The 13736-nt window shown below is 50.2% G+C and carries 10 protein-coding genes; 6 read left to right on the top strand and 4 right to left on the bottom strand.

Annotated features, from left to right (window positions below; translation table 11 throughout):
• Positions 1-48: 48 nt before the first annotated feature.
• The 6 genes from BLW29_RS22530 to BLW29_RS22505 all read left to right on the top strand — a co-directional run bounded on the left by BLW29_RS22530 (position 49) and on the right by BLW29_RS22505 (position 9226).
• Positions 49-1989, top strand: a complete 1941-nt coding sequence (locus BLW29_RS22530; RefSeq protein WP_090983851.1) for an ATP-dependent DNA helicase — start codon at positions 49-51, stop codon at positions 1987-1989.
• A 72-nt stretch (positions 1990-2061) separates the two neighbouring features.
• The gene (locus tag BLW29_RS22525; protein ID WP_090983789.1) at positions 2062-2784 is read left to right on the top strand and encodes a DsbA family protein; all 723 of its coding nucleotides are present in this window, start codon (positions 2062-2064) and stop codon (positions 2782-2784) included.
• On the top strand, positions 2781-3284 hold the full coding sequence (locus BLW29_RS22520) for a disulfide oxidoreductase (RefSeq protein ID WP_090983787.1): 504 nt from the start codon (positions 2781-2783) through the stop codon (positions 3282-3284). Before BLW29_RS22525 ends, BLW29_RS22520 begins: the two co-directional genes overlap by 4 nt.
• A 246-nt stretch (positions 3285-3530) precedes the next feature.
• The gene (locus BLW29_RS22515) at positions 3531-6455 is read left to right on the top strand and encodes a 2-oxoglutarate dehydrogenase E1 component (protein ID WP_090983785.1); all 2925 of its coding nucleotides are present in this window, start codon (positions 3531-3533) and stop codon (positions 6453-6455) included.
• Positions 6448-7752 (top strand): 2-oxoglutarate dehydrogenase complex dihydrolipoyllysine-residue succinyltransferase, encoded by a 1305-nt coding sequence (gene odhB, locus BLW29_RS22510; RefSeq protein WP_090983783.1) that lies wholly within the window; start codon positions 6448-6450, stop codon positions 7750-7752. The genes BLW29_RS22515 and odhB overlap by 8 nt, the downstream gene beginning before the upstream one ends.
• Positions 7753-7897: 145 nt before the next feature.
• A complete protein-coding gene (locus BLW29_RS22505; protein WP_090983780.1) occupies positions 7898-9226 on the top strand; it encodes a deoxyguanosinetriphosphate triphosphohydrolase family protein in 1329 nt (442 codons plus the stop codon).
• Between the two features lie 45 nt (positions 9227-9271).
• On the opposite strand, the gene BLW29_RS22500 is transcribed toward BLW29_RS22505, so the two are convergent.
• The 4 genes from BLW29_RS22500 to BLW29_RS22485 all read right to left on the bottom strand — a co-directional run bounded on the left by BLW29_RS22500 (position 9272) and on the right by BLW29_RS22485 (position 13678).
• Positions 9272-9922 carry a C40 family peptidase gene (locus tag BLW29_RS22500; protein ID WP_090983778.1) on the bottom strand — a complete coding sequence of 217 codons (651 nt, stop codon included), beginning with the start codon at positions 9920-9922 and terminating at the stop codon, positions 9272-9274.
• Positions 9923-10108: 186 nt separating this feature from the next.
• A complete protein-coding gene (locus BLW29_RS22495; protein WP_090983776.1) occupies positions 10109-11221 on the bottom strand; it encodes a Ger(x)C family spore germination protein in 1113 nt (370 codons plus the stop codon).
• On the bottom strand, positions 11218-12603 hold the full coding sequence (locus tag BLW29_RS22490) for a spore germination protein (protein WP_090983774.1): 1386 nt from the start codon (positions 12601-12603) through the stop codon (positions 11218-11220). The genes BLW29_RS22495 and BLW29_RS22490 overlap by 4 nt, the downstream gene beginning before the upstream one ends.
• Complete coding sequence (locus tag BLW29_RS22485; protein WP_177186774.1) at positions 12596-13678, bottom strand: endospore germination permease; 1083 nt, start codon at positions 13676-13678, stop codon at positions 12596-12598. Before BLW29_RS22485 ends, BLW29_RS22490 begins: the two co-directional genes overlap by 8 nt.
• Positions 13679-13736 lie beyond the last annotated feature (58 nt).

Genomic DNA, 13736 nt, shown 5'->3' with positions numbered 1-13736 from the left:
GGTTTGAATGTTGTTTGAAATTGAGTAGTGCTGGAGGCTTTGAAATTGGTGAACAAATACCCTTTTGACTTTGACCCGAAAGAATCCTTCGTCCAGCAAGCCAGCGATTGGATTGCGGACGTGTTCTATGAACGGCTGCCTGAAGCCGGATTTGAGCTCCGAGATGAGCAAATTTATATGGCTTTTCAGTTGGAACGGGCTTATAGCGAGAAACAAACGATTTTTGCAGAGGCTGGCGTAGGCACGGGGAAAACGTTCGTTTATTTGCTTTATGCCATTAATTATGCGCGATATACGCGAAAACCGGCCATTATTGCCTGTGCGGATGAATCGCTTATCGAGCAGCTGGTGAAGCCTGAAGGCGATATCGCGAAGCTGGCGCGTTATCTGGACTTGACGATTGATGCGCGTCTGGGCAAATCGATGGATCAATATATTTGCTTGAATAAGCTTGAGGATGCAAGAGGCGGCTTCACGGATACGGAGATATATCGGGACATGCACGCCGCATTGCCTGAGTTCGTCCATAACCCGGGCACGATGCAAGCCTTCTACCCTTATGGCAATCGCAAAGATTACCCGAATCTGACCGACGATCAGTGGAAGGCGGTTGGCTGGGACGTATTTCAGGACTGCCTGGTCTGTTCGCGGAGACATCGCTGCGGCCAGACGCTCTCGCGCGAGCATTACCGCAAAGCAGCCGACATCATCATCTGCTCGCATGACTTCTATATGGAGCATGTTTGGACGTATGAAGCCCGCAAACGCGAAGGACAGCTGCCGCTTCTGCCTGAACATAGCTCTGTCGTATTTGACGAAGGCCATCTGCTGGAGACTGCAGCTCAGAAGGCGCTCACCTATAAGTTGAAGCACAATGTATTCGAGTCCATCATCACGAGGCTGCTTCAAGGAGAGATTCGCGAGACGCTTGCTGTCACGATTGATGAAGCCATCGAACAAAGCGAGCATCTCTTCCGACTGCTGGATGCCAGCAGTCGTTCCGTTGCGGCGTCGGATCGACGCGAAGTGATCATGTCAGATCGGTTGTTGAAGGAAGTGACCCGTTTCGGGGCAGTGCTGGCAGCGATTGAAGAAGAGCTTGTCTTCGAGAGCGGCATGTTTACGATTGATGCCTATCAGCTCACCATCGTGGAGGAGCATATCGAGATGCTGCAGCTGGCGCTGAACTTATTCAAGAAACCAAGCGGCTTGATTACTTGGATCGAAGAAGAGCAGGACGGCATTACGCTCGTTATTATGCCGAAGCTGGTGAAAGAGATTCTCGAGGAGCGCGTTTTCTCGAAGCACATGCCCATCGTGTTCTCCTCTGCGACGATGTCCGTCAATGATTCGTTTGATTATATCGCAGACAATCTTGGCATCCAGAAGGCGTTATCCTTCTCGGTAGCGTCGCCTTATGATTATGAGACGCAGATGAGCGCGGCGGTTGCGCCGATAAGCAGCCAAGCTGATAAGTTGAAGCTTGCGCTGCGAAGACTGCAGCAATCGGAGGGACGAGCGCTTATTTTATTCCCGTCCAAGGAGGAGCTGCAGCAGTTTAAAGCAGATATCGCGACGATTCCCGATTTCGCAGCGTTCCGGTTCCTTTACGAAGGGACCGCTGAAATCAGCCATCTCATCGAGACGTTCCAACGTGATGAAGCCAGTATTCTATGTGCGGTTACGTTATGGGAAGGGCTTGATATTCCCGGTCCGTCGCTGTCGCATGTGCTGATGTGGTCGCTTCCGTTTCCACCGCACGATCCAGTCTTCACAGCCAAACGCAGAGATGCCGAACTTCCTTTCGAAACGGTGGACATGCCTCATATGCTGCTTCGGTTGAAGCAAGGTTTGGGCCGCTTGATTCGCGGTCGCGAGGATACCGGGATGATCACGATCATGGGCGCAGAACTGGCGGATGCACGCGTAATGGAGCAAGTAGAGCGCATTCTTCCGGCAGGCGTTACACCGCAGTCGCTTAGCGTCTGAATGAATTGACATCTAGTAAGTCGTTCTCTACAATTTAACTAGAATAGGCTCATAGAAAAGGATGGGGAGCAAATGTCGCAGCCAATGAAGAAATCCACGTATAAGAGTCAACGCAAAGCCGAGCAAGAGAAACTGGAGAAGCAGCGCAAGTTTATGAAGAAGCTGATGTGGGGGACAGGTATCGTTGTTATTCTGGGTATTATTGCAGCCCTGATATTCACGCCGAAGGCTGATCCGACCGCGTTCGATTATGAACAGCTGCCTATTCTGGGGAAAGCGGATGCGCCGGTGAAGATCGTCGAGTTCGGCGATTACAAATGCCCATCCTGCCAAGTGTTCAGTCAGCAAATTAAACCGCAGATCGAGAAGGACTACGTCGAGACCGGCAAAGTTGCCTTTTACTTTATGAACTTCCCGTTCATCGCTGAGGATTCGGACACAGCTGCTCTGGCCGCTCAATCCGTATATCATCAGAATAATGACGCTTTTTGGAAATATTTCGATGTCCTTTATAAGAACCAACAAGACGAGCATACCCTCTGGGCTACGCCTGAACATTTGGTTCAGCTAGCGAAGGACAACAATATCGATGTTGATCTGGATTTGCTGAAGAAAGATATCGAAGAAGGTACGTATGCATCCGAGGTCAGCAAGCACAAGTCGAAGGCCATTGCCGCTAACGTAAACTCCACTCCGACGCTGTTTATTAACGGAGAAGAATTTACAGGTCAATTCGGTGACTATCCCGGTATTAAGAAAGCCATTGATGACGCGCTGGCCGGCGGGGACAAATGATCCAAACGACGAAGAGCCTTGGGTTCTTTAGCAAATACGCGCTCTATTTGGCGTGGATCGTGTCGATCGTCGCAACGGGCAGCAGTCTGTATTTAAGCGAAATCATGCACTTTATCCCATGCAATTTATGCTGGTATCAACGAATATTCATGTACCCGCTTGTCGTACTCCTCGGAATTGCGAGTTACCGCAATGACCGCAGGCTGATCCCATATATATGGCCGCTTTCGTTAATTGGCGGGCTGATCGCCTTGTATCATTATGCGGAACAACAAATTCCGGCACTGGCCAAAATGCTTCCTTGCACAGTCGGTGTTCCGTGCAGCGAAGATTACCTCGATTGGTTTGGCGGTTATGTCACCATTCCATTCCTGGCTTTGATCGCTTTCGCCCTGATTACGATGCTGATGCTGAATGCGCGCGGCACGGTTGAAGAAGCGAATGAGGATTTCGGGCAAGACGAGGCGGACGAGGAGCTGGGTGAACGTTCCACCTTATAATAAGAGTAGAAGTCCTTCGGGACTTCTTTTTTTTGTGAAATTAGGGGCTAATTTACTTGCATTCTGCGGTCGATTAGTATGCATTTTTTCAGTCAACGGGGTTTCAGACTTTTAAATATGAACATTCCATGGACTTTTGCCTGTTCATTTGTCCCTGCTGTGTTGTTTCTGCTATCATGTATGGATGGACGTACAAAGGGTTAATTAATTAAATAAGCGCATCTAAATAGTTGGAGGTAGCCTGTAATGACAGCAGAGAATAATAGTCAGAAGTCGCCATGGGAACTCTATTACGGCCCGAATTTAGGGTACATCGAGGAAATGTATGAAAAGTTCCTGGTAAACCCTGAATCGGTTGAACCGGCATTCAGAGATTCCTTTGCGAAGTGGGGACCGCCGCCAGTCACATCGGCGAAGGGAATTGTGAGTATCAATCCGCCGCTCGCATCAGGCGTTTCAGGCTCTGATAGCATCAAATCGATTGATCCTGCTTTCTTGAAGAAAATCGTCGACGCCGGCAAACTTGTGCGGAATATCCGTACATACGGCCATCTGGCAGCCGACAACGATCCGCTTGGTTTATCTGCCGCACCAGATACGCAGCTGCTTGAACCTGTGACATTCAAACTGTCACCCGAAGATCTGGATTCGATTCCGGCTTCTCTCATCTGGGAAGAAGCACCTGAGACGATTCGGACAGGAGCCCAAGCTATTGCGCATCTGAAGGAAGTCTACACGAAGTCGTTTGGTTTCGAGTTCGGTCATATTCATGCTGAGGATGAGCGCATTTGGCTTCACCGCCAAGCTGAAATTGGCATGGCAAGCAAACCGATGAGTGCTAAAGAACGAATCGCTTTGCTGGCACGATTGGTTGACGTGGAGCAGTTCGAGACTTTCCTGCATCGCTCGTTCGTCGGGCAGAAGCGGTTCTCCATCGAAGGAACGGATACGCTTGTACCGATGCTGGACGAGATCGTCCGTGAGCTCGCACATGACGGCGCTCGTCACATTCTAATGGGGATGGCGCACCGTGGACGTTTGAACGTACTGACCCATGTTCTCGGCAAACCATACACAGCTATTTTCGGTGAATTCCATCATTCGCCAAACAAAGAGAAAGACCTGCTGCCATCCGAAGGCGCGATGGGCATCAATATCGGCTGGACAGGCGACGTGAAATATCACTTAGGCGCGCACCGTTCGCTTAAAGAGAATGAAACGGTTGAAACGCGCATCTCGCTGTCAAACAACCCGAGTCACTTGGAATACGTGAATCCGATTGTTGAAGGCTACACACGCGCAGCGCAAGATGATCGCAGCAAAGCCGGCTATCCGGTATCCGATTTCGGCAGCGCAGCCGCGATTCTGATGCATGGTGACGCAGCGTTCGCAGGTGAAGGTATCGTTGCGGAGACGCTGAACTTCAAGAAGCTTGCGGGGTATGAGAATGGCGGAACGATTCATATCATCGTAAACAATAAACTCGGCTTCACGACCGAGAGCAAGGATTCCCGTTCCACGCATTATGCGAGTGACCTTGCAAAGGGATATGAAATCCCAATCGTACATGTTAGCGCCGACGATCCGGAGGCGTGTATTGCTGCGGTTAGGATGGCATGTGAGTATCGCCAGAAGTTCCACAAAGACTTCTTGATCGACATGGTCGGCTACCGCCGACACGGTCACAATGAGACGGACGACCCGGAAACAACGCAACCGCTTGTCTATCAGAAGCTTCGCAACCACCCGGTTGTGGGTCGTATTTACAGCGAGAAGTTGAAGGAGAAAGGTCTTCTGTCTGAGGATCAAGTCACTGCCATTAGACAAGCGAGTCTGGCGAAGCTGCAAGCTGCGCTCGATGAAGTGAAGTCGAGCGATAAATCGTTCAAGCAACCGAAGATCGATGACACGAGCAAACGCCGGAAGAAAGAAGTCATTACTTCCGTACCGCTTAAGAAGCTTAGCGCGATCAACGAGGAACTGCTTAAATGGCCGGATGGCTTCAAAGTGCACGAGAAGCTCGAACGTATTCTGATGCGCCGTGCTACTGCGCTGGAGAAGGGCAGCAAAGTGGATTGGGGCTTGGCAGAAACGCTTGCGTTCGCGACCATCCTATCCGATGGCACGCCGATCCGACTTAGCGGTCAAGATTCGGAGCGCGCAACATTCGCATTCCGTAACATCGTATTGCATGACTATGAATCGAATGCGACGTTCTCGCCGCTTCACAAACTGCCTCAAGCGAATGCATCCTTCGCGGTTCATAACAGCCCGCTTGCAGAAGCATCCGTGCTTGGGTTTGATTATGGATATAACGTGTTCTCCCCGGAAACACTTGTTATTTGGGAAGCGCAATACGGAGACTTCGCTAACTGTGCGCAGGTTATCATTGACCAGTTTATCACGGCTGGCCGTGTCAAGTGGTCGCAGAAGTCCGGTCTGATCATGCTGCTGCCTCACGGCTACGAAGGTCAAGGACCGGAGCATTCCAGCGCGAAGCTGGAGCGTTTCTTGCTTCTGGCAGCTGAGGACAACTTGACTATTGTCAACCTGACGTCAGCGTCGCAATACTTCCATCTGCTTCGTCGTCAAGCCGCGATCATCAACACGGACGAAGCGCGTCCGCTTATCGTGATGTCGCCGAAGAGCTTGATCCGGAACCCAAGCGTAGCTTCCGACCCGGCTGAATTCAGCCATGGATCGTTCAAGCTTGTGCTCGAGCAGCCGGGCCTTGGCAAGCAGCCGGCACAAGTAGAGCGTCTGATCTTCTGTACGGGTAAAGTTGCCATCGATTTGGAAGCTGCATTAGAGCTTAAGGATGGACAAGCTGCGGATACTTGGAATTGGGTGCATATCGTTCGCGTGGAGCAGCTGTATCCGTTCCCGAAAACCGATATTGAACAAATCATCAACCGTTATCCGAATGTAAAAGAAGTGCTGTGGGTGCAAGAGGAGCCGCAAAACATGGGCGCATGGAACTATGTTGAGCCGCGGATCCGCGCACGCGTAACACCGAAGACAACCATCCGTTATATCGGTCGCCCTAAACGGTCGAGCCCGGCAAGCGGTTTCCAATACGTACACAACATGGAACAGCAACGTATCATTTCCGTTGCGCTGAATCGCAGTACACTAACAACGACGACTAAAGGGGAGAACAGCCATGAGTGAAATTAAAGTACCCGAAATGGGCGAATCGATCGTAGAAGGCACGATCTCTAAATGGCATGTCAAAGCAGGCGACAGCGTGAATGTCGGCGATGTGCTCGCTGAACTGGAAACCGATAAAGTAAACATCGAAATCAGTGCGGAGCAAGCCGGCGTAATCGAGCAGCTTCTTCGCGGCGAAGGGGAAACAGTAGCGGTAGGCGAAACGATCGGCATGATCGGCAGCGGCTCCGGTGCGGCTGCTCAGCCGATGTCGCCTAGCAGCGATCCTGCAGCAGCACCTGCTCCAGTAGCGCCTGCAACGACTCCGGCAGCACCAGTGGAAGCCGCGGCGCCAGTCGCTGCTCCTACACCTGCAGCAGCACCTGCTCCGGTTGCTTCTTCGGACGCGAATGCATCCGTGTTCGCTGCTACGCCTGCAGCGCGTAAGCTGGCAAGAGAGCGCGGCATCGACCTTACGCAAGTACAAGCGCAAGATCCGATGGGCCGTATCCGTCAGGAAGATATTCAAGCGCATAACACAGCGGCGAAAGCTCCTGCAGCAGCGCCAAGCGTACAAACAGCTCCAGCAGCGTCTGCTCCGGCAGCAGAGCCGGGCAAACCGGCTGAACGCCGCAAGATGTCCCGTCGCCGGATTACGATCGCGAAACGCCTCGTAGAAGCGCAGCAAACGGCTGCAATGCTGACAACGTTCAACGAAGTCGACATGACGGCGATTCTTGAAGTTAGGAAACGTCGGAAGGACGCTTTCAAAGAGAAGCATGACATCGGTCTTGGCTTCATGTCCTTCTTCACGAAGGCCGTAATCGGCGCGCTGAAAGCTTTCCCGCTGCTCAATGCAGAAATTCAAGGCGATGAAATCCTTGTGAAGCAGTACTACGATATCGGTATTGCAGTATCTGCCAAAGAAGGTCTTGTCGTTCCGGTTGTGCGTGAAGCGGATCGTCTGAGCTTCGCTCAAATCGAGAAGCAAATTGCTGACCTGGCCGGTAAAGCTCGTGCCAACACATTGGCACTGAATGATCTGCAAGGCGGCACATTCACGATTACGAACGGCGGCGTATTCGGATCGCTGCTTTCCACGCCAATTCTTAATGCACCGCAAGTCGGTATTCTCGGTATGCACAAAATCCAAATTCGTCCTATGGCGATTGACGATGTGCGCATGGAGAACCGTCCGATGATGTACATCGCGCTTTCGTACGATCACCGTATCGTCGATGGTTCCGAAGCGGTTCGCTTCCTCGTTACCGTGAAGCAATTGCTGGAAGATCCGGAATCATTATTGCTCGAAGGCTAATCCTTACTATGGACAAACATCAACCTCACCTTCTGACGTCAGGGCTTCTATCCCTGAACGTCAGCTTGTGAGGTTTTTTATTTGCTATTGGCACGCATTCTACATAGAATGAGGGTAAGACAGCGAGAAACGGAGGCGAATGCAGATGAACGTACGCAAAATGCGGTTATTTGATTTCGAGAACATCCACTCCAGCGAGGATCGGGATGAGTATGAGAAGGACTATGCCAGATTGATTCAATCCCCGGCATTTCGTCGCCTGCAGGGCAAATCACAGGTATTCGGAGCAGGCTCCGGTGACTACTATCGAACTCGTCTAACGCATTCGCTTGAAGTGTCTCAGATCGCGCGAGAAGTGGCTCGTAAGCTTGGGAAGAGTTATTCCTTCCTGGCAAGCAAAGAACATCCGGGACTGATGCTCGATCCGGAAGTGGTGGAATGCGCATCGCTTGCGCATGACTTGGGGCATCCTCCTTTTGGTCATAAAGGGGAAGAAGTGCTCAACGAACTGCTCATGGAAGAGTGCGGACTTAAATATGAAGGCAATGCGCAGAATTACCGGATCTTAATGTTTCTGGAGAAGCGTGCAGGAAGTGACAGCGGGCTCGATCTGACAGCTGCAGTACTGCTCGCGATTAATAAATACCCGTTCTGTCTCGACGATCCCGGTCGATTAAAAGGTGTCTACAGCATGGAATGGGAAGGAATCAGCGCGCTGCGGACCGCTTGGGGAATGCCTGAAGGCTGTGCGACGCTTGAGGCGCAGCTGATGGATCTGTGTGACGATATTGCTTACTCGACGCATGATATAGAGGATGGAATTCGGGCAGGGAAGATCCAGATGAATCCCAGCTTGTTTGAAGATGATCGCCTCGTTGCGAACGTCATGCAGGAAATCATCAACGATCCCGGCAATGCAGTGATGCACTGGGAGCAAGTCGATATGAAGCTCATGGTGAAACAGGCGCTGCATCATTATTTGGAGCAGTGGGAAAGCATCTATGTGGAGTGCGGCAGGGAGCCATCGCGTACACGAAGAGAGATGAAAGCGCGGTGGGTGAGGAAGTTTGTCAGCGGAGTAGGAATCATTGACGATCCGGCAACAGGCTGGAAACGAGTTACCTTCGTTCGTGACGGCGTGCAGGACTTGGAGCTGCTGCGTACGATGGAGATCTTGAAGAAACTGGCGTGGGTCATGCTGATCAAGGATTTCCGCGTGCAGCGGCTTCATAAACGCAGCGAGATCATCATTAAACGTTTATGGGACAGCTTCAAGGTGCAGGACTCGGGGCGGCTCATCATCCCGCCGGATTGGCTGGAGAGCTACGAGCGCCTCAAGGACGTATGGTCATGGGAGCGGATGGTGTCCGATTATATCGCGGGAATGACGGATGCTTATGCGGAGAAGGTGTATACCGAGTTTTACGGAAGCGCGTCAACGACCAAAGGCGGTTTACTGTACGATAGGGATTAAATGGAAAAGAGGCTGCATGGTTGCAGCCTCTTTTCCATTACTAGCTTATTGATTGTTATCGATTGTACCGTTTCCTTCGTTATTATCGCCTGAATTGCCATCTTCATTGTTGCCATTGTCTGTATTGCCACTATTATCCGTATTGCCGCTACTGTCATCCGCAACGACATGTCGAGCGGTTACAAATGTCTTGTCCCAAGAACTGCCTGAGAATTTAGATACCGTTACCCCGACACCTACGCTGTACGTCTGGAGCAGTTTGTCATCGCCAATATAGAGACTTACGTGATTGATAACGCCATCATGATTGGTATCGGAGAACACAAGATCCCCTGCCTGCAGCTGATCCTTCGCCACTTTCGTGCCGACTTTCGATTGTTGTCTGGAAGTGCGCGGCAAATCAATGCCATGCTTCTTAAAGATGTATTGGACAAAAGAAGAACAGTCGAATACGGAAGTCGTTGTCGTCTTGGCACCGAATTTGTACTCGACGCCTAAATATTGTTTGCCTGTTGCGATGATATCATCCACGATAGAGGCATTGCTGCTTGCGCTTGCGTTCGTTGTCGTGTTTGTCGCTGCATGTGTAGTAGTTGGTGTGAGAAGCATGCTTCCGCCGCCAATTGCGATGGATAAGCCTAATGTGAGGTTCAGAAGTTGTTTATTAAAACGTTTACAAGTTAGTGTGTTTGTCATGTTGAATTCCTCCTGCACTGAAGTGTAGTAGGGTACAGGCCGCTGTGATTGCCTAAGAACACTATAACACAGCATTTTGTACCACTACTTTCCAATGAGCCGGAAGATCTATGAGGCTTCTGGAATGATCCCAAATATGAGATTTAGATTAGAAAATTCTAATCTAATGCGTCTTGACTTGGAGCATCATTTCTTACGCAGCTCCAGCATGCCGGTAGCCATTAGTTTTACTTTGACATCGAGCTCAATCCCCGGTATTTCCTCGTTTACGGCAAGGCCCTTGCGGTACCAGACTTCGTTAAAGGAGTAGATATCCGTCGATCGTTTCTTGCCTACTTCATAGGTTTTCATGATCTCGTCGTATAAGCTCGACTCGAGCATTTTATTCATCTCATTCAGCGTGAAACCTTTCTGCTGCTCCCGAAGACCTGCGTCCATATTTATGGTGAGTTTGACGATTCGTTTACCATTCTTATAAGCCGGTCGTTGCTTCACTTTAAGGCTCTTGAGCGTAGCCGTTCCAACGAAAGTACCTTGATCGTCCTTGATGGGAAGCATACCGCGTTTGGTATTCTTCCGTAACCATTTCACACCGGTAGCCTCTTCCCGGGAGAATCTAGCCTCGCTTTTCCCTTGTTTGAGCGCAACCAGTCCGTCTACGATGGGCAGTGTGAACGGCTTGTTCCCTTTCTTCCAGTTGGTAGAAAGCTTCACATGGTCAATCAAGGTCGTCTGGAACGGTTCCCTTGTGGAGCGAATGAATCTCTGGTATTGGATGGGTTCAAAAGATGACTGGAGCTGTTTAAATAGCAGATTCGGCTGATAGTACAACGTGGCAACATAGGAACTGCCGGTGATGGGCATCGTGCTCAGAATCGCAGCAAGATCTTCATTCGTCGCGAACACCCAAGGTGTGTAACGTTGATCGCGAGTTCGCATCAATTCATCATGAATATCGAAAATCCCCCTGGCAAGAATACGATCACTGAAGATGAACGCTTTATTCTGCGTCCAATCCATTCGCATTTGACTTTCTTTCTGCAGATCGAATATCGCCATCCCGATGCTCTCGCCTTCGCCTTTGCCGATCACGATGGGTTTCGCGCTTTGGCCGGCGCCTTCTGTCTTGGCCATAGTGGTAAGGTCATTGATTTGCGCATAAATCTTATATTTGCCGTCGACGTAATCGACCCCTATTACGGTAACGAAGTTGAAATATTGAATGTTCTTCACATCCCAGCAGCCGCACAGCGATAACAAGATGCAGCTGATCACGATGGCCTTTACGGTTCGTTTCATGGGCTATCGTCCTTCATCCTTGTATCGTCCTGCAAATGGAGGTTCTGCGGCCGTTTATTCATGAGTTTGGCCGGTTTCTTCAGTATGGCTCCTACAAGATCCGGCCATGATGGCGGTGAAATCGGAGAAAGGTACGGAATCCCGAACGATTTAAGATCGGACAGATAGGCGACGACGAAGAAAATCGACATGAAGAACCCGAACATGCCAAGAATAGAGGAAATAATCATGATGACGATGCGAACAATGGATACGATGCCGCTAAGCGTCGGGTTTACGAGCGTGTAGCCGGCAATCACGGTAGTTGCTGCCACGACGGTTACCGTCGGAGACGTGATTCCGGCGCGAATAGCGGCATCACCTACGATGATGCCGCCTACGACGGTGACGGTTGGCCCTACCGATTTGGGCAGCCGTTGTCCGGCTTCTTTGAACAATTCAAACAATACGAGCACGACGATCGCCTCGAATGGAACGGTAAGCGGAAGGCCGATCCGATTCGATGCGATTGTCGCTAATAAGGGCAATGGCACCTGCTCGAAATTAAAGCCGATCAGCGCAATGTAGAAAGCGGGCAGAAACAGTGCCAAGTACCAGCCGCAAAACCGGATTAACCGCTGAAAAGAACTGATTACCGCCCGGAAATAGCCATCTTCCGGGGAGTTGATGAGCGATGTAAGCGTAATGGGGGCGATAATGGCCAGCGGCGAATTGTCCAGCAGGATCACGAAACGTCCGCTCATGAGGCATTCCGCGGCAAAATCGGGGCGTCCGGTGTTATCGATTAAGGGGATAACCGAGTACGAACGGTCCGAAATCGCTTCCTCGAGCTGTGAGCTTGTGACAAGCGCGTCGATTTGGATTTTCTGCAATCTGCGTCTTGCTTCATTAACAGCCACTTTATTCGCGATATCCTGGATGTAGAGAAGATTTATTGCGGTCTGGCTTCGAACACCGATTGCGAAGGCTTCGACTTTGAGTGTCGGCGTAGCCAAACGTTTGCGGATTAACGCCAGGTTCGTCTGGATACTTTCGGTAAATCCGTCGCGTGCGCCTTTCGTAGACGTCTCCGTGACGGACTCTTCCGTCGTTCTTTGAGGGGGATCAGCGACGTATTGAACATAACAACGAGCGGTTTTCAAGTCGAAAAGGAATAATTCCCCGTTAAATACATAAGAGGAGAGCTCATTCTTCCATTGTGATGTAAGTGTAACGGGATGCTGCCGCCAAAGTTCTTCGCTATAGGTACTAATTTCATTGATTTGCTCACGGTTCGACAGCCCTTGGCAGAAGATGAATAGAAAGGAGTCGTTCATTTCGAAAGTAATATCGCCGCAACCTTCAAATAAGAGCCGGATATCGCTTTCTCTTAATTTAGCCATTTCGCTGCACCGCCTTCTTGTTCTTTCCGACCCAGATGCAAATTAAGATCACGATGCACACGACACTGCAAAATAAAATGGAGCTTGAATAGTAGTTTCTCACTTGATTGTGGAAATTCACATCCGATAGTCGGAGCAGATTGACTACAAGGAGGACCGACGAGATCAGGATTAGCAGAATCTCGGGATGCTTCCATTTCTTCACCCACAGCGTGTGAATGATGTAAATACCTAATGAAATACGGATAAATGCTCCTGCCAGCCATTGATAAATGGACAAGAAATCCGTTTGGCTAAGCATGCTTCCGATGGCGGCCATCCGCCACTGCTCGTAGGCTGGGTATCGCAGCAGCGTAGCTTCGAAGGGTCCGAACATGGCAATTACGCCAGTCAGTGGCCCGAATGTCAGTTCAATCAACATGAGAACGACCAGACAGATATTCAGGCGCGACAGCTTTCCTTTCACTTCGTCTTTCAAGAAAAGCACGAGGAAGATCTCCGTTATGCCGGAAGTCGTATACCAAGCGCCTTTCGTGATGGCTTGTGCCGAATTTTTGAAGATGGGAAATAGGTAATGGTAGTCCTTATATTGAAAGTTGACCGTCATGACGTAGAACCCGGCGGCAATGATCCATGGCAGCAGGATTCCGTTCGTAATGGCGATGGCCGCAAGCCCTTTTCTTGCCGTGAAGTAACTGATACCAATGAGACAAAGGCCGACTACCCATTGCGGCGTATAGGTTAAGTAAGACGAGTTGGACCACATGATCGTATCCCGTATACTGATGCTTGCTTGTGTCAGGAAATATGCGGTGAATAGCAGGGTGAACATAAGCCATACAAACGTAGGCGCTTTCTCTAACATCCAGGTCGATAACGAAGCAGGGATCGATTTGTAAAGATAGACATATAGCAAGCCAAGAAGCAAGGAAGGGATGATGGCCGCCAAGACAGAGATCCATGCGTCGCGACTCGCAGTATCCAGCAAAATGGGAATCAGAATGACGTGGTTCGAGATTCCGATAAACGTAACCAGCAAGGTGGACAATTGGAAAGGGGTAATTTTATCTTTCATTTCCATGCTCCTCCTATCGATAGCCGTGTAGTTAAAATTACCAATTTGGCAAATTTTA

The organism is Paenibacillus sp. CF384 (assembly GCF_900106745.1).
Lineage (GTDB): Bacteria > Bacillota > Bacilli > Paenibacillales > Paenibacillaceae > Paenibacillus_Z.
The sequence above is the reverse complement of the archived record's forward strand: the minus strand, read 5'-3'. Positions and strand labels throughout refer to the sequence as shown.